We start from the raw sequence: 16,319 nt of genomic DNA, 5'->3' as shown, positions 1-16,319 counted from the left end.
ACTTTTGACTTACACCTTTCGTGTTACGACTAAAACCTTATCTTTGCAATCCAATTTTAATAAAATGAGCAAAGCAATTATCAAGACTGAAAAGGGGGATTTGACCGTGCAATTTTATGACGCGGATGCTCCGGGCACCGTGGCCAACTTTTTGAAGCTAGCCAAATCGGGTTATTATGATGGCGTTACCTTCCACCGGGTCATACCGGATTTTGTTATTCAGGGCGGAGATCCCACAGGCACTGGTGCCGGAGGCCCCGGCTATTCGATCAAGTGCGAGTTGGACGGCGACAATCAATATCATGACCGGGGGGTGCTATCCATGGCGCATCGGGGTCGTGACACCGGCGGTTCCCAGTTTTTCATCTGCCATAGCCGCAACAACACGGCACATCTCGACCGGAACCATACCTGCTTTGGTAAAGTCGTCGAAAATATCGACGTCATCGATGATATCCGCCAAGGCGACAAAATTTTGGGAATCGACATTATCGAAGAATAACCACCGCATGAATCTAAAAGCACTCGTAGCGGTCACGGGCAAACCCGGACTGTTTAAACTGATCGGCCAAAATAAAAGTGGCTTTATACTGGAGAGCCTTGATGAACAAAAAGTTAAATCTGTCGTCAACCTCGCGACCACCAAGCTTGCCACCTTAGAGGACATCACCATCTATGGCAACGAAGCGGAGCTGAAACTGATCGACATCCTGCAACGTATGCAGGAAAAAGGTGAACTGCCCGATCCGAAATCCGACGGGAATACCCTGCGCAAGTTTTTTAGGGAAGTCGCGCCGGACCATGACGAAGAGCGTGTGTACAGCTCAGACATCAAGAAAATCATCAATTGGTACCGCATCATTAAGGAGTTGCCGCTTTTCCACGAGGCGCCTTCCGAGGATGCCGCTACTGAATAATAACACGTCATGCCAATGGCCATGTCGTCACCGACGTGGCCATTCTACCGGGTACGTCAGAATAAAAAGATAATGGCCGCCATGATCGCAAGGCCAATGATGACCATCAGCCAAAACATCCTGCTTTCGCTGGAGGTATCTGCGCCCTTGTAGTGATATTTCCGTTTGGGAATATTCATAATATAGTGGTTAACAATTGTTCCTTTTTATTGTTTGGATGATCACATTCCGCTATTTCCATATTTATTGTATAATTCAATCACCGGTCGCCGACCCACCCATGATTGATCACTGACGCTTATTCATGATGATAGGGCTCTCCCTTAAGGATGCTAAACGCACGATACAGCTGTTCCACAAAGAAAAGCCGCACCATTTGGTGCGAAAATGTCATTTTAGATAGCGAAAGCTTACCATCAGCCCGATCATACAGGGTGTCGTCAAAGCCATAGGGGCCGCCGACGACAAATACGACATGCTGCACGCTTCCCACCATCAATTTATTCAGGTATTCCGCAAATTCCACCGAGCGGTATGCTTTTCCACCTTCGTCCAATAAAACGACCCGATCACCGGGTGACAGGTGCTTGTTGAGTGCTGCCGCTTCCTTCGCCTTTTGCTCATCGACGCTCAGATACTTGGCGTTTTTAACGTCGGGGATCAGCACCATACTAAACGGCACATAGTGCTTCAACCTAAGCTGAAACTTGTCAATTGCTGCTGCGAAATGGACGTCATCCGTCTTGCCAACACAGAGTAGGGTAATCCGCATATTGTACAAATGAACGAAAAAATTGGCATCGAATAACATCTTTGGCACCTGTTTTGTTTCCATTCAGTCATTTTTAAACCAACTTTCATAAAATTCTATTACCATGAAAAAATCTTTATTACTATTAGGTTTGGCGCTCGCATTGTCGTGGAACGCATGGGCACAGGAAAGCACATCTGACACGACGTGGCGGATATCCGGCGAAAACACCTTGCTCCTCAATCAAAGTTCCTTTTCCAATTGGGCGGCCGGCGGCATCAATTCATTTGCGACCAATTTGATTTTCAACTATGATTTCAACTATAAGAAAGACAAGTGGAGCTGGGACAATAAGGCCATCGCTGCCTATGGCATTACCAAGCAAAAGGCCATCGGTTGGCGCAAAAACGATGACCGGGTCATCCTGAACAGTTTGTTGGGATATCAAGCGGCTGAGCGTTGGATGTACACCTTTTTCATGAACTTCAATACGCAGTTTACAGATGGTTTCCAGTACGATGCAGACAATAACGGCACGTTGATCTCCACTTCATTCGCCCCTGCATACTTAAGCTTTGGACCGGGCTTTGCCTACAAAGAATCAGACAACTTCCGCTTCAACCTCTCCCCCGCTGCAGCGCGTCTCATCTTTGTCACCAACGACGAGCTATCGGAGCAGGGTGCATTCGGTGTAGACCCGGGTGCCACTTCGCGCTTTGAGTTCGGCGCCGCCTTCGACGCTTACTATAAGGCGAACCTGATGGAAAACATCAGTGTAGAAAACATCCTCAAATTGTATTCGAATTACCTCGAAGATCCGCAGAATGTGGATGTGGACTATACGTTGAATCTGTTTATGAAGGTAAACGACTACATCACCGTCAACGGCGGCGTACAGCTCATCTACGACGACAACACTGACATCCTGCGTCAGGAAGATGGTGTGTTCATACCCGATTCAGGACGGCCTGCGCTTCAGGTAAGACAGGTGCTGGGTGCCGGTATCACATACAAGTTCTAAAATCTATCGGGAAGTCGGGGATCTCCCGGCTTCCTTATTCCTTTTCTTCTATGCGCTCAATGATCACGAAAACATCCTCGTTTTCTTTTTTCATCTTGTACTTCTCGCGGGCCATCCGCTGAAGTTCCTGGGGGTTGGTATTCAGGTCGTTTAGAGTTTTATTCACGTGCTCAATCTCCTGGGTGTAAAAGGCTTTCTCCGCTTTCAACCCTTTCAATTGGCTGTAGTAGTCATACTGCATCGCTACGTCATGCCGGTCGAAAAATAGCATCCAAATCACGAATGCCACCGCGGCAATCAGGTATTTATTCCGAATGAGGGTCAGCAGTCTTTCCATGTATACAAAATAGCGCAAAAAAAATCGGAAATGCAAACAAAAAGGGGAGCCGTGTCGCAGCTCCCCTTTTCATTGAAGAATTAAAATCCTTTACTTCGCAAATTTGAAGTTCTTGCCTAAGAATTTCGCATTGCTGCCCAATTCTTCTTCGATGCGAAGCAACTGGTTGTATTTTGCGATCCGATCCGAGCGCGAAGCCGAGCCGGTTTTGATCTGTCCGGTATTCAGGGCCACTGCCAGGTCAGCGATGGTGTAATCTTCTGTCTCGCCGCTTCTATGGCTCATGACCGAGGTGTAGCCGCTATTCTGCGCCAGTGAAACGGCGTTGATGGTTTCGGTGAGCGAACCGATCTGGTTTACCTTTACTAATATCGAGTTGGCCGTATTGGTATCAATCCCTTGCTGCAACCGCTTCGTATTGGTCACGAACAGGTCATCGCCCACCAGTTGCACGGCGCTACCGATCTGTTCAGTAAGCAGTTTCCATCCGGCCCAATCATCTTCGCCCATGCCATCTTCGATGGAAATAATGGGGTACTTGCCGGCCAGTTCTGCGAGGTAAGCCGCCTGTTCTTCACTCGTGCGAACAGCACCCTTATCGCCTTCAAACTTGGTATAATCGTATTTGCCGTCTTTGTAAAACTCAGAGGCAGCGCAGTCTAACGCGAGGTAGATATCATCACCCGGCTTGTATCCGGCCGTTTCAACGGCTTTCAAGATCGTTTCGATGGCATCTTCCGTGCCGTTGAACGTAGGTGCAAAGCCCCCTTCGTCGCCCACGGCAGTGGATAACCCCCGGTCGTGCAGGATTTTTTTCAGCGTATGGAACACCTCAGCACCCCAGCGCAACGCTTCTGAAAACGAGGGTGCACCGACCGGCATGATCATGAATTCCTGAAAAGCGATGGGTGCATCCGAATGCGAACCACCGTTGATGATATTCATCATCGGGATCGGAAGCGTATTGGCATTGACACCGCCGATGTAACGGTACACCGGTTGCCTGCTCTCCTGAGCGGCAGCTTTGGCAACCGCCAATGAAACACCCAAAATGGCGTTGGCACCCAAGTTGCCCTTATTTTCGGTGCCGTCCAACTCAATCATGATCTTGTCTATGGCATTTTGCTCAAAGACATCAATACCTTCCAGCGCATTGGCAATCTTGGTATTCACGTTTTCAACGGCTTTCAATACGCCTTTGCCCAGATACTTGGATTTGTCGCCATCCCGAAGCTCAACAGCCTCGTGCACGCCCGTCGAAGCGCCCGAAGGAACGGCAGCACGGCCTACAAAACCATTTTCAGTAGTCACATCCACCTCTATGGTAGGATTACCGCGCGAATCCAATATTTGCCGCGCATGTACATCGATGATCAAACTCATGTGTTCTTTTCTATTTTTTTAAGGTTAACGTTTGCTAATACCGAGTGCACAGTTAGTGTAACTCATACACCTTCAGTTGCACCCGCCAAATATAATGATTTTTTGCCTTTTTCCATCAGCTCGACAAACTCATCAAACAGGTAGCGCGAATCATGCGGTCCGGGCGACGACTCGGGGTGGTATTGCACCGAAAAGGCCGACTTGCCTTTCACCCGTATGCCTTCGATAGATTTATCGTTGAGGTTCACGTGCGTGATCTCCACCTTATCTGATCGCTCAATATCTTCGGCCACCACGCCAAAGCCATGGTTTTGGCTGGTGATCTCACACCTGTTGGCAATGATGTTTTTCACCGGGTGGTTGATGCCGCGGTGCCCGTTGAACATCTTACTGGTGCGGATGTCATTGGCCAGAGCTAGCAATTGATGTCCGAGGCAGATCCCAAAGAGGGGCCTATCGGCCTCGAGTACTTCTTTTACGGTATGTATGGCATAGTCCATGGCTGCCGGATCACCGGGACCGTTGGAAATAAAATAGCCATCGGCACCCCAGGCTTCCATTTCAGCAAAAGGTGTTTTGGCGGAGAACACTTTGGCGTATACTTTGCGCGCATCGAAGTTTCGCAGGATATTCTTTTTAATCCCCAGGTCCAGCACCGCTACGCGAAGCGGCGCATCCTCATTGCCATAGTAGTAAGGGGTTTCCGTGGTCACCTTGGATGAAAGCTCCAAGCCAGCCATCGAGGGCACCTGATCCAATTGCTTTTTAAGCACGTCTACATCCAGTGTCTCCGATGAAATGATCGCATTCATGGCGCCTTTGTTGCGGATGTGGCGCACCAGTGAGCGGGTATCGATATCCGAGATGCCGATCAGGTTGCCTTCTTCGAAATATGATTGGATGGAGGAATCCGCCATTTTACGACTGTAGTTGACACTGTAGTTCTTGCAGACCAGTCCCGCAATCTGAATCTTGTTGGATTCAGACTCATCCCCAGCTATCCCATAGTTGCCGATATGGGCATTGGTTGTCACCATAATCTGGCCGAAGTAAGAAGGATCGGTGAAGATCTCCTGATAGCCGGTGGTACCAGTGTTGAAACAAATTTCACCTGCCGTAGTGCCGATCTTTCCGGCGGCCTTGCCGTGATACACGGTTCCGTCTTCCAGCAGCAATATCGCCGGAAGTTTACTGTAATTCGTCATTCGCTGTTATTGTAATTTGATGGTTTGTATCCATAATCATACCTAACCATACACCCATAAAAAAAGCCCTCAACGGGCCAAAAACGGATTTTGAAATACCAACCCCTCCAGAAAGATTTCCAGGCTTGGGGGATGTTGTCCTGAAGCAATGTACTCCAAATTTCACGAGGGACAAAGGTACGTATTTTTATGGTATCAAGCTAATTTTTTTTGAAGTTATTGCAGCTTCAGGTGCCCGACATAAACACTCTTGCTGTATTGCTTTTTGCGGCCGCTGCGTACGAAGAGGTAAGTCCTGGACCTGCACACCGGGGCGCATACGGAACTAACCAATACGTGTTCTGGTATCACCCGTTGGTCTGGATAATTACCTTCAATCGCATCCTGCATCAATTGCTTGAGGACCTGTCCGAATGTCTTGCTCTTGCTGCCCTTTCCCTAAGGTAATACCTATGGGCGTGTTTATTCTCGCAAACATGAATGAGATGAACAAAATTCCCGATTAGTTAGCGTACTACATTTGTTGGCACAGCACTGTACTGCATGAGAAAATAGCACCGATCGATCTGATTGTTCAGAGACCAATTATTTCCCTACACGCCTATGAATTGATATGTACTTTCCACCTATCCTAATATTCATGCTGCGGCTTTTTGCTGCCTTTGCTTTGCTACTCTTTGGCGTGGTAAAGGATGGGTATGGGCAACGGGTGTATGCGAATGCGCAGCAAACCTCTGTTGGTTCGCTTGGTGGATCTGTACAAAACCCAACCTTCGCCTCAGACACCAATTATACCAATTACTCAACTCTTCGTGTGGGTGTTGGTCTATTAAATCTCATGCATGCTATGCAGAACCTCCAATTTTCTGGAACACCTTATCCGAAACCTAGCAACACTTCTCCGATTATGATAAGATTTTCAAGTGCAGCATCAATTGCAAATCTGGTGGGGGGATTGAGCATTATAAGGACGAACAATGGAATTAATAACCTCGTTGGAACGGAATACACGTCAACCTCATTATTGACATTATTAAATGGAAGCGTGGAGAGTGAAGTTATTATTCCAATTCCATCTTCAACTGCCACTAGTGACGGATTAAGATTGCGCATCGCCACGTTGGCCGGAGCCGCATTATCTGCCAATTTATATTACGCTTTTTATATCAAGCCTCCCAATCTCTCTCAATCCACGGTCACAGTATGTCCGGCGGAACCAGCACAATTGACGATTTCCAATCTCCAAAACAACTATACTTATCGGCTTTATAGCGCCCAAACAGGCGGCAGTGAAATCACGGGCGTGACCAGGGCGGGAAATGCCCTATCCATCCCCTCACCGCCGAGCCCGGGCACATATACTTACTGGCTGGAAGCGCGGGAAGGCGATCTCTACCCCTCGGCGAGGACAGCTATCCAACTGACGGTCGTTCCCAAACCCCCCGCCCCCAATGTGCAACTAACTCCAAATTCTCAATATTAACCAAAAAACATGTTATGAAAACCACCATCAATTTCTTCATCCTGGCAGCCGTTGCGCTGCTGCTGAATGTTTCATCGGCTTTCGCCCAGGTGACACCTACGACCCCCAACGTAGACTTATTCTGCGATGGCGCGGATCTCGTCTTACCCACTCCCGCAGCGGGAACGCAGTATGTGATGCGGTACAGCGCTACCTCAACAACTACCCCGAGCACAACGCTGACCCTGGCTGACGGGGTCACCATTCCCGCGGCCGAGCTCGAGACGGGCTATTACTACCTGTCGATTGAAGGGGATGCCGACAACCCCGAGCTCTGCGAATCCGACATGCAGGAGCTGCCGGTTTACAAATTTGCGCCGCTTACGGTAGCATTTACGGCAGCCGACTATTGTATCGAGGATGCCACCACCCAGACATTTACCGGCGAGGCGACCACAACAGATGCTACCACTTTAGCATACCAGTGGTATACGGTGGTAGAGGGTGTGGAAACGGCAATTACCGGCGCTACCGAAGCCACGTATAGCCCAAGCGAGGACATCGCTCCAGGCACCACGACCACCTACCGTTTGAAAACCGGCTACGTGGTGGACGGATTGCGGTATTGCACGGCAGTAAGTGTCGACGTAGATGTAACTGTTACGGCTAAGCCTGGTATGCCTACTATTGAAGTCGAAGGTTCAACCGGCGAAACGTGGTAACCCACGCCAAGTGGCAGACATAACATGATGCCTGATGCGCGCCCCGGCCATTGGTGCCGGGTGCGCAATTAGGTGATCGCAGATCAGTAAACGCTGTGTCAGGGAATGGTTAGGTTATTCCATATCGTCTTTTGGGTGCTCATGCTCGCCGGTACCGGTTTTGCGCAGCAACGCGAGACAGTCCGTATCGTGCAGGGCAGTGCTGTGACCCTACGTGCCGATGCGGCGGGTGCCGTCTCCTTTCTCTGGTTCCGAAACGGCGAGCCGATCAATGGCTTTCACGATCAACGGCTTCGGGTTTCCGAAGCGGGAATCTATACGGTCATGGCGATCGGCGAGGGCTGCGACTCTGACCTGTCAGCACCTGTGGAGGTCATCGTTGATCCCGGTGGCGAGCCGATAACCGTAGACATGGCCATCAACAACGAGCCAGACCGTCCTGCGGTACTGGTTGGCGATGCATTCACGTACCAGCTTCTTGCGATAAACAATGGCAACGGCACCGCCCATAACGTAGCCGTCAACGTCGTATTACCACAGCAGGTGACTTATGATAATATATTGGGTACGTATACCGGCGAGGTGAGCTATGATGCGGCTTCAAGGGAACTTACCTGGCGGCCGGGGGATATCGCGCCCGGGCAATCGGTATCGATCACCATCAGCGTACGGGCGGAAAATGAGGGGATGGCATCGCAGCTAGCTGTAATAACAAATGATCAAACGGACAGCAACCTTGATGATAATGAAGATACCGCAGTGGTGGAGATCATCGCCTTGAACATCCCGAATGTATTTACACCTAATGGCGACGGACTGAATGACTATTTCGTCATCCCAAGGCTAGACCTGTTTACTGAAAACCGGCTGCTGCTTTTCAACCGCTGGGGCAACGAGCTTTTCAAGACAACCGACTATCAAAACGACTGGAACGGCAACGGCTTGGCTGAAGGCACATATTACTATGTATTAGAGCTTAAAGCTCCTAACGGCCGGTGGGAAACGTTTAAAGGTTTCGTAACCCTCATCCGGAACACGAATAACTAGCCCGATGACCTCAGCAACATGATTACCCCAATACTTCCGCTACGCGGCCTACCTGCCCGTCCTCAAGCCGCACCTTGATCCCGCGGGAATGATAAGGCGCCGAGGTGAGAATATCTTTCACCACGCCTTCCGTAAGTTTGCCCGTGCGTTGGTCCTTTTTGAGAATGATGGCCACCTCCAAACCGGGATAAATGTCTTTGCGGTATTGCCCATCCATGCCTTGCTCCTTAATCCTTACCCCTCAATCCTTACTCCTCAATCCTTGCTCTTTAATCTCGTATCACGCCACGGCCTGCTTCAGCAACGAATCGTGTACGACCACCTTGGTCCAGAATTTCGAATATTTTTCGATGGCTGCCAAATGGGTTGGATGTGTTTCGTAGGTATTGATATCGTCCATGGTATCAAAAAACACAAGCAGATTATACGTAAAGCTATTGTCGACGACATCCCGTTGATGCGTATTGGCGGCACGCCCATAGTGCAGCGATTTGATTTCGGGAATGGTTTTTAGTTCCTCGAAAAATGCTGCAAAATCATTGATTTCCTGTTCAGACAAGCCGTCCTTAAGCCAGAACAGCACATAATGTGTAATTACTTCTTTGTTCTCCATTTTTTCTGTGGTTACTTGGTCTTCATTCGTTTGTTCACTCGCTTGGTTTGAAGTCGGTGGGGCACACGCGGCCAATAGTCCACCGCCTGCACCGGCCAGGGCAACCGCCGCCCCTGCTTGCTTGATGAAATGACGTCTTTCCATAAAACTATTTATTTACAATCTTCATAATATCGTTGCCAAAGACAAAGACCATCAGTGCCAACAGGATAAAAAAGCCTGCGATCTGCGCTTTCTCGAGAAACTTGTCGCTCAGCGGCTTGCCTTGAATCATTTCAATGAGCAAAAACACTACGTGCCCGCCATCCAACGCCGGGATGGGCAGCAGGTTCATCAGTGCCAACGCCATGGACAGCAATCCGACCAGGGTCCAGAATTTAAGCCAGTTTACTTCCGAGCCGAACATGGTGGCGATGGCCACCGGGCCAGAAATCGCTTTGTCGGCCCGCAACTCGCCCGTGGCAATCTTGCCGATGCCCTTCGCGTTATCGATAAACATCGTCCACGCCCGCGATGCGCCGATCGGCAATGACTCGAAAAAGCCATAGTGCGTGGTGACGGATGGGAAGTCCGTATCCGGATTAATGGAGAAGCCCAATGCACCTTCTTTCGGCACGGAGGCCTGTATGGTTGTGCTATCGCTACCCCGAAGCACCACCAAGGAAACCTCCTTGCCCGCACTTCCGCTAACGGCTTCCCTCACCTGGTCCCAAAAGGGTACCGCACGGCCATTGATCATCAGGATGCTATCACCGGAGCGGAGACCGGCCGCATCGGCTGCGCCGCCGACAAATACCGAATCGACGGCCATCGTACGGGAGCGAAGTCCGACAAACTCATTCCGGTCATAATCGGCTACGTCATTCAGGATGTCGCCCGGTACGGCAATGGAAATCGTCTCGCCGCCGCGCTCGACGGTCAGCGATGTATTCCCCATCAACACTTTTGAGCCGATGAGTTCATCGAACCGGAGGACGGGCTGCCCGTCGATCTCCGTGATCCGGTCACCGGCCTGTAGTCCGATTTTCTTGCCTATGATGCCCGGCGCAACGCCGTTTTCCAGCTTCGTGTTGTCCACGTAGGTTTCACCATATTTGAAGGTCAGCATCCAAAAGATGAACATCCCCAAAATAATGTTGACGATAATCCCGCCCAACATGACGATGAGGCGCTGCCACGCGGGTTTGGAACGAAATTCCCATGGCTGCGGCTCGCCCTTTAGCTGCTCCGTGTCCATGGACTCGTCAATCATACCGGCGATCTTCACGTAGCCGCCCAGCGGGAGCCACCCGATGCCATATTCTACATCCTTATATGTGAATTTGAATAATTTGATACCCCACGCATCAAAGAAGAGATAGAACTTTTCAACCTTAATCCCAAATGCACGGGCCGCCAAGAAGTGACCGAACTCGTGCAACACCACCAATATAGACAGGCCTAACAATACCTGCCCGATCATTACCAATACACCCATTTAATTTAACTTACTTTGCTATATGATATATTTTTTTATGCTTTGTTACCAACTCCTCGGTAACTTCGCGGCTCCTCTCGTCCGTCATCAGGTAATCATCCAGCGAAGGTGCCGCTATGTATTCAATGGCCTCCATGGTTTCGGCGATGACATCGCTCATGTTTAAAAAGCCGATCTGGTCTTTCAAAAATGCTGCCACGGCCACTTCGTTGGCAGCATTGAGGATACAGGGCATATTGCCCCCCGCGTCCAGCGCCCGGTAGGCCAACGCCAGATTCCGGAAGGTATCCGTATCGGCCTGCTCGAACGTCAATGACGGGAAATCCATGAAATTAAACCGTTTCAGGCGGCTTTCAACCCGGTCGGGATAGGTAAGCGCATATTGGATGGGCAGCCTCATGTCCGGTAACCCCAGCTGCGCCTTAATGCTTCCATCTTCGAATTGCACCAGGGAATGGACAATGGATTGAGGGTGCACGACCACGTCAATTTGTCGCGGTTGCAAGCCGAACAGCCATTTTGCCTCGATCACCTCCAGGCCCTTGTTCATCAACGTAGCGGAGTCGATGGTGATCTTTGCGCCCATCACCCAGTTAGGATGCCGCAGGGCTTGCTCATGGTTCACATCGGCCAAAAAGGCACGGTTCCTACCCCTGAATGGCCCCCCGGATGCTGTCAGGTATATTTTTTCGATGGGGTTATTGGCCTCACCTACGAGGCATTGGAAGATGGCGGAGTGCTCAGAATCTACCGGCAACAGGTTTACGCGGTGTTCACGGACGAGATCCATGACTAGCTGCCCGGCAACCACCAGCGTTTCTTTGTTAGCCAGTGCCACATCCTTTCCGGCTTTAATGGCCGCTACCGTGGGCCGCAGGCCCGCAGACCCGACCAATGCGCTGATGACCACATCTACCTCGGGATATTGTACCACGTCTTCAAGGGCAGTGCTCCCTGCCAACACGTCGATGGACTGACCGGCCAGTGCGGTTTTCACTTCGTCGTACTTGCACTCATCAGCAATGACCACCGCTTGCGGACGGAACTCCAGTGCTTGTTGGATAAGTAGCTGTGCATTGGTTGCGGCCGTAAGCACCTGTATTTCGAACCGATCCGGATGGGCACGCACAATTTCCAATGCCTGTGTACCCACGCTGCCTGTAGCACCTAATAACGCTATTTGCTTTTTCTTCAATGTTTCTTTATCTATTCATCAGCCGTTCACCGACCCCCGATCACCATTCACCAACCACCATCACCAACCGCTAAATAATATTCTTCATCACCTCGGGGTCGTCCCCACCACGGTATTCGGCCATCATACTCCGATAGGCCGTCGCTATGACGACACTTGACAGCGGCGCCACCAAAAACGAATTTACTAAACTCAGCGCCGTTGATACCATGGGGTAACCAGCATAGTTGAAATACAAATATAAAAGGTGCAAAATGGCAAAAAATGCCAAGATGAGCAACAATTTGGTAACATTTCCTCTGGTCAACGCAAAACTGAGCCGCAAGGCCCGAAAAGGTACCGCCTGTCGCTCAATGATAAAAAATGGGTAAAAGGCCACCCGGAGCAAGAAAACGAAAATTACAACGGCGGAGACGATGCGTGCAATATTGACCATCACCGAAACATCGATATTGGCATAGACCAACGGAAATGCCACGATGGAGATGATCAGGTAGAATACTAATGCAAGCAGGACGATACTGAACATGCTTGTAAAAAAATACAGCAATTCCTTCGTGCTGGGTATCGTTTCGGTCAGGTGTACCTTTTCTTTTCGATCGATAAGCGCAAAAATGTACTTAAACAACGTGAGTTGCGTGCCGAAATACAGCACTACAAAGAGAAACGCCATGAATACGCTGAGAAAGGGATTCACTTCGCTGAAGTAAAAGGCCAGTATCCCGGAGGTATTCGAAGTGAGGAACAGCAGAAAGCACAGCCCGGCAATGGAAAAATAGTGTTTCCGCAACAGGTCCCAAGACCGGTTGATCACCTCATTTACGGCAAATGTACTGTCCTTCAAAAACTGAATCATCGGAATGGCCAATTATCACGCAAAGGTGGGATAAAGTTTTAGTATTTAAAAAAAATAACCGAAACCGCCCACCAACGTCTACCAAAAATGATAAATGAATTGCCATTTTGCGCATGGTGGTGTTTTTTCTAACGGTGTACCTTGCGCTATATTAGTTGATAACCACTAATCAAAAGACTGATTATGAAATTACGAAGGATGACCACAGTCCGTCTGTTGATCATGCGCCCTCAACAAATAATTGCCATTGACCATTCACCCAAACGATTCAAAACAATGAAATTAGTGTATGTTTTTTTATTAACGGTATTTGCGCTAAGCGCTAATGCCACGCCTCCGCCCATTAAAGGGCAGGTTATCAGCGCCGACGGTCTTCCGCTTGCCGGAGCAACCATTGAAATCAAAGGCACCTCATCCGTAGCCAAAACCGATGAGAACGGGAATTTCTCGTTGGAGGCCAGTGCAGGGCAAACCCTCGTCATTTCTTTTATCGGTTACCAAACACAGGAAGTCAGCGTTGCAGATACGGCAACCCCACTAACCATCCAGCTGGTTGCTCAAGACGCCTTTCTGGAAGAAGTAGTCGTGGTGAGCTACGGCACACAGAAAAAAAGAGAGATAACGGGTGCGGTTTCAGATATCGATGCCGACAAATTGAAAGACCAGCCTGTAGGTCAGCTATTAAATAAGCTTCAGGGAAGACTGGCCGGTGTACAGATCAACCAAACGAGCGGTACACCCGGGCAGGGCATGTCCATCAAAATACGGGGAGCGGCTTCGATCGGCGCGGGCAATAACCCCTTGTATGTCGTTGATGGCATTCCGATTGTAGGCGGCGCTTTTGGCATCGGCAACATCAACCCCAACGAAGTGGAAAACATCAGTGTATTGAAAGATGCTTCCGCCGCCTCGCTCTACGGCTCAAGGGCAGCGAACGGGGTGGTACTGATCACCACCAAAAAAGCGAAAGCCGGACAAACCAACGTCACGCTGAGCGCACTATTCGGTTTAACCAACGTACCGCAAAAAGGGCGTCCGGATCTGATGAATGCGGAGGAATGGGTTCAGTTTCAGAAGGAGATATATGAAGATAAAGCGACATACGAGGGGTATACTGGCGGTGTGCCCGAAATGTACCAGGACCCATCCGCCTACCGGGATAAAAGTACCGATTGGTACGATGCGCTGCTCAGGCCAGGTAAATCGTCCGATTATAGCCTTTCCATCGCGACGAATAAGGACAAATTTAGTTCTACGTTGACCGCCGGGTATTTTAAACAGGACGGCGTCCTGATCAATACCGATTATTCACGCTTTTCCCTGCGGTCTAACAATGAATACAATGTCAATGAATACATAAAAATCGGCACCAATATTTCGGCAACACGCCAAAGTTTTCAAAGTTTCAATACGGACGGCGGCTACCAAATCCTGTTCTCAGCATTTGTAACACCGCCGATTTTCTCGCCTTTCGATACGGACGAAAATGGCAACATGAAGACGAGCTTCTCGGCACCGGGGATACTCACGCAACCCAATTGGTACCGGAGCCTCACGGAACGCATTGAACGGACACACACTAATGGATTGCTGACCAATAGCTACGTGGATATTAATTTCCTCAAGGATTTCAGGTTTAAATCTACCTTCGGGGCCGAGCTGGAAGATTGGCGGAACCGGTCTTGGCGGCCTTCGACCGCAACGGGGGATGTGTTCGCTCCGCCGCCTACTCCGGGTGCAGCGGGCTACAACAGCACTTCGGACATTTCCTGGGTTTGGGAAAACAACCTCACCTATCAGAAAACCTTTGCCGAGGATCATCACGTGGAAGTATTGGCGGGCTATTCGGCCCAGCGATTCCGGAGGGAATTCAATGCGGCCGGCGGCTCCAACTTTTCGGACGACCTGATTCCGTGGATCAGCGGCGGACCGCCCCAATTCCGTACCGCAAACAGCGGTACGACGCAGTGGTCTTTATTGGGCCAATACGCCAGATTGAACTATAATTACCAGGGAAAATATTTGCTCAACGCTGCTGTCCGGCGCGATGGGTCATCACGGTTCGGTGTAGATGATCGGTGGGGTAGTTTCCCCTCGCTCTCGCTCGGGTGGATCGTGACCGAGGAGGATTTTGCGCAGGGTTGGGGACCGTTCAACTATTTGAAACTCCGAGCGGGTTACGGCGTGACGGGCAATTTCAATATCGGTGATTTCCGCCAATACCCCAATATCGGGCAGGATAATTACCCCATAAACCAAAACATTACGATCGGTCGGCCGATCGTGGCGCTGGGGAATTCGCTGCTCACCTGGGAAACCACCAAAGGGGTCAACCTCGGCGCCGATATGGGCTTTTTCAACGACCGGATCGCATTCAGCTTTGACTATTACGATAAAACAACGGAAGGCCTGTTGTACAACCTTGAGGTGCCGGCCTCATCGGGATATGGAAGTGTCATGTCAAACATCGGCGAGTTCAGGCTTTGGGGGTATGAATTTGCCCTCAGCACAAAAAACATCCAGGGCAACTTCAATTGGACTACGGATATCAACGTGTCGATCAACCGGAATAAGGTGATCCAATTGGGTGCCAACAATACTCCCATCGGCGGCATCAACGAATATGGTGATAGCTGGAAAACGGAAGTGGGCAGGCCCATGGGACAGTTTTGGGGCTATGTCTATGACGGCATCTATATGACCGAAGCGGAGTTCGAATCGCAGCCCAAAGGAATAAACTCCATGGTGGGCACCGTGCGATTCAAGGATCTGAATGGTGATGGTATCATCAATGCGGAAGACCGCACGTATATCGGCAACCCCAATCCGAAATTTATCTTCGGAATCAACAACACATTGACTTACAAAAATTTCGACTTCAATATCGTTGCAAGTGGTGCCGTGGGCGGTGATATATTTGATGGCAAAGCCGAATGGCTTGAACTGATCGATGGTCTGTTCAATACCTATAGTTATGTGAGTGACCGGTGGCGCTCACCGGAAAATCCGGGAGCAGGTATCATCGGGCGCACCGCCCCGGGATCGACAACGGCTGAACATCGGAAAGACAACAGCCGGTATGTGCATGACGGCACGTTTCTGACCATCAAAAACGTTGCATTGGGGTATACCTATCCGGAGCCTTTTAAATCCATTCGTAGCCTAAGGGCATTTATCAGTGTGCAGCAAGCGCTGGTATTCAGCAGCTATGCCAATCCGGAGGTCAGCGCAAATGGGCTCAATGGGCTCAGCGAAGGTAAGGATGCCGCGGCATACCCCATCCCTAGAATATTCAGTTTGGGTTTAAATATTAACTTTTAACTATTCACGACG

17 protein-coding genes are annotated in these 16,319 nt (G+C 49.9%); 7 read left to right on the top strand and 10 right to left on the bottom strand.

The window, feature by feature from the left end:
- Positions 1 to 64: 64 nt before the first annotated feature.
- Together ACMGDE_RS06430 and ACMGDE_RS06425 are read left to right on the top strand one after the other, a co-directional pair.
- Positions 65 to 502 carry a peptidylprolyl isomerase gene (locus tag ACMGDE_RS06430; RefSeq protein ID WP_436831944.1) on the top strand — a complete coding sequence of 146 codons (438 nt, stop codon included), beginning with the start codon at positions 65 to 67 and terminating at the stop codon, positions 500 to 502.
- Between the two features lie 7 nt (positions 503 to 509).
- Positions 510 to 917: a DUF5606 family protein gene (locus ACMGDE_RS06425; protein ID WP_436831943.1), complete on the top strand. Its 408-nt coding sequence runs from the start codon at positions 510 to 512 to the stop codon at positions 915 to 917.
- A 56-nt stretch (positions 918 to 973) separates the two neighbouring features.
- Here the strand turns inward: ACMGDE_RS06425 and ACMGDE_RS06420 are convergent, their stop codons facing one another.
- Together ACMGDE_RS06420 and rlmH are read right to left on the bottom strand one after the other, a co-directional pair.
- Positions 974 to 1,096: a hypothetical protein gene (locus ACMGDE_RS06420; protein WP_436831942.1), complete on the bottom strand. Its 123-nt coding sequence runs from the start codon at positions 1,094 to 1,096 to the stop codon at positions 974 to 976.
- Between the two features lie 119 nt (positions 1,097 to 1,215).
- The gene (gene rlmH / locus ACMGDE_RS06415) at positions 1,216 to 1,689 is read right to left on the bottom strand and encodes a 23S rRNA (pseudouridine(1915)-N(3))-methyltransferase RlmH (protein WP_436832471.1); all 474 of its coding nucleotides are present in this window, start codon (positions 1,687 to 1,689) and stop codon (positions 1,216 to 1,218) included.
- Positions 1,690 to 1,792: 103 nt separating this feature from the next.
- Here rlmH and ACMGDE_RS06410 point away from each other — a divergent pair, with 103 nt between their 5' ends.
- Positions 1,793 to 2,689 carry a DUF3078 domain-containing protein gene (locus ACMGDE_RS06410; RefSeq protein WP_436831941.1) on the top strand — a complete coding sequence of 299 codons (897 nt, stop codon included), beginning with the start codon at positions 1,793 to 1,795 and terminating at the stop codon, positions 2,687 to 2,689.
- A 34-nt stretch (positions 2,690 to 2,723) separates the two neighbouring features.
- Here the strand turns inward: ACMGDE_RS06410 and ACMGDE_RS06405 are convergent, their stop codons facing one another.
- The 3 genes from ACMGDE_RS06405 to carA all read right to left on the bottom strand — a co-directional run bounded on the left by ACMGDE_RS06405 (position 2,724) and on the right by carA (position 5,614).
- Positions 2,724 to 3,026: an FtsB family cell division protein gene (locus ACMGDE_RS06405; RefSeq protein ID WP_436831940.1), complete on the bottom strand. Its 303-nt coding sequence runs from the start codon at positions 3,024 to 3,026 to the stop codon at positions 2,724 to 2,726.
- Positions 3,027 to 3,116: 90 nt separating this feature from the next.
- Positions 3,117 to 4,409: a phosphopyruvate hydratase gene (gene eno, locus ACMGDE_RS06400; RefSeq protein ID WP_436831939.1), complete on the bottom strand. Its 1,293-nt coding sequence runs from the start codon at positions 4,407 to 4,409 to the stop codon at positions 3,117 to 3,119.
- A 62-nt stretch (positions 4,410 to 4,471) separates the two neighbouring features.
- The gene (gene carA / locus ACMGDE_RS06395) at positions 4,472 to 5,614 is read right to left on the bottom strand and encodes a glutamine-hydrolyzing carbamoyl-phosphate synthase small subunit (RefSeq protein ID WP_436831938.1); all 1,143 of its coding nucleotides are present in this window, start codon (positions 5,612 to 5,614) and stop codon (positions 4,472 to 4,474) included.
- A gap of 640 nt (positions 5,615 to 6,254) precedes the next feature.
- Between carA and ACMGDE_RS06390 the strand changes: the two genes are divergently transcribed.
- From ACMGDE_RS06390 to ACMGDE_RS06380, 3 genes are all read left to right on the top strand, one after another.
- On the top strand, positions 6,255 to 7,097 hold the full coding sequence (locus ACMGDE_RS06390) for an immunoglobulin domain-containing protein (protein ID WP_436831937.1): 843 nt from the start codon (positions 6,255 to 6,257) through the stop codon (positions 7,095 to 7,097).
- Positions 7,098 to 7,111: 14 nt separating this feature from the next.
- Positions 7,112 to 7,798 (top strand): hypothetical protein, encoded by a 687-nt coding sequence (locus tag ACMGDE_RS06385; RefSeq protein WP_436831936.1) that lies wholly within the window; start codon positions 7,112 to 7,114, stop codon positions 7,796 to 7,798.
- A gap of 105 nt (positions 7,799 to 7,903) precedes the next feature.
- On the top strand, positions 7,904 to 8,845 hold the full coding sequence (locus ACMGDE_RS06380; RefSeq protein ID WP_436831935.1) for a T9SS type B sorting domain-containing protein: 942 nt from the start codon (positions 7,904 to 7,906) through the stop codon (positions 8,843 to 8,845).
- A gap of 22 nt (positions 8,846 to 8,867) precedes the next feature.
- On the opposite strand, the gene ACMGDE_RS06375 is transcribed toward ACMGDE_RS06380, so the two are convergent.
- From ACMGDE_RS06375 to ACMGDE_RS06355, 5 genes are all read right to left on the bottom strand, one after another.
- Positions 8,868 to 9,062, bottom strand: coding sequence for a YwbE family protein (locus ACMGDE_RS06375; RefSeq protein WP_436831934.1), 195 nt, complete (start codon positions 9,060 to 9,062; stop codon positions 8,868 to 8,870).
- Between the two features lie 63 nt (positions 9,063 to 9,125).
- Positions 9,126 to 9,602, bottom strand: a complete 477-nt coding sequence (locus tag ACMGDE_RS06370) for a Dabb family protein (RefSeq protein WP_436831933.1) — start codon at positions 9,600 to 9,602, stop codon at positions 9,126 to 9,128.
- Positions 9,603 to 9,606: 4 nt separating this feature from the next.
- Positions 9,607 to 10,935, bottom strand: coding sequence for an RIP metalloprotease RseP (gene rseP / locus ACMGDE_RS06365; protein WP_436831932.1), 1,329 nt, complete (start codon positions 10,933 to 10,935; stop codon positions 9,607 to 9,609).
- Between the two features lie 10 nt (positions 10,936 to 10,945).
- Positions 10,946 to 12,130, bottom strand: a complete 1,185-nt coding sequence (locus tag ACMGDE_RS06360) for a 1-deoxy-D-xylulose-5-phosphate reductoisomerase (protein ID WP_436831931.1) — start codon at positions 12,128 to 12,130, stop codon at positions 10,946 to 10,948.
- A gap of 70 nt (positions 12,131 to 12,200) precedes the next feature.
- Entirely contained in the window at positions 12,201 to 12,986 is a 786-nt protein-coding gene (locus ACMGDE_RS06355; protein WP_436831930.1) for a beta-carotene 15,15'-monooxygenase, read from the bottom strand.
- Positions 12,987 to 13,262: 276 nt separating this feature from the next.
- On the opposite strand from ACMGDE_RS06355, the gene ACMGDE_RS06350 reads away from it, so the two are divergent.
- Entirely contained in the window at positions 13,263 to 16,307 is a 3,045-nt protein-coding gene (locus tag ACMGDE_RS06350) for a SusC/RagA family TonB-linked outer membrane protein (protein ID WP_436831929.1), read from the top strand.
- Positions 16,308 to 16,319 lie beyond the last annotated feature (12 nt).

Source organism: Parapedobacter brassicae (assembly GCF_051400755.1).
Lineage (GTDB): Bacteria > Bacteroidota > Bacteroidia > Sphingobacteriales > Sphingobacteriaceae > Parapedobacter.
This window is presented reverse-complemented; position numbering and strand designations above follow the sequence as displayed.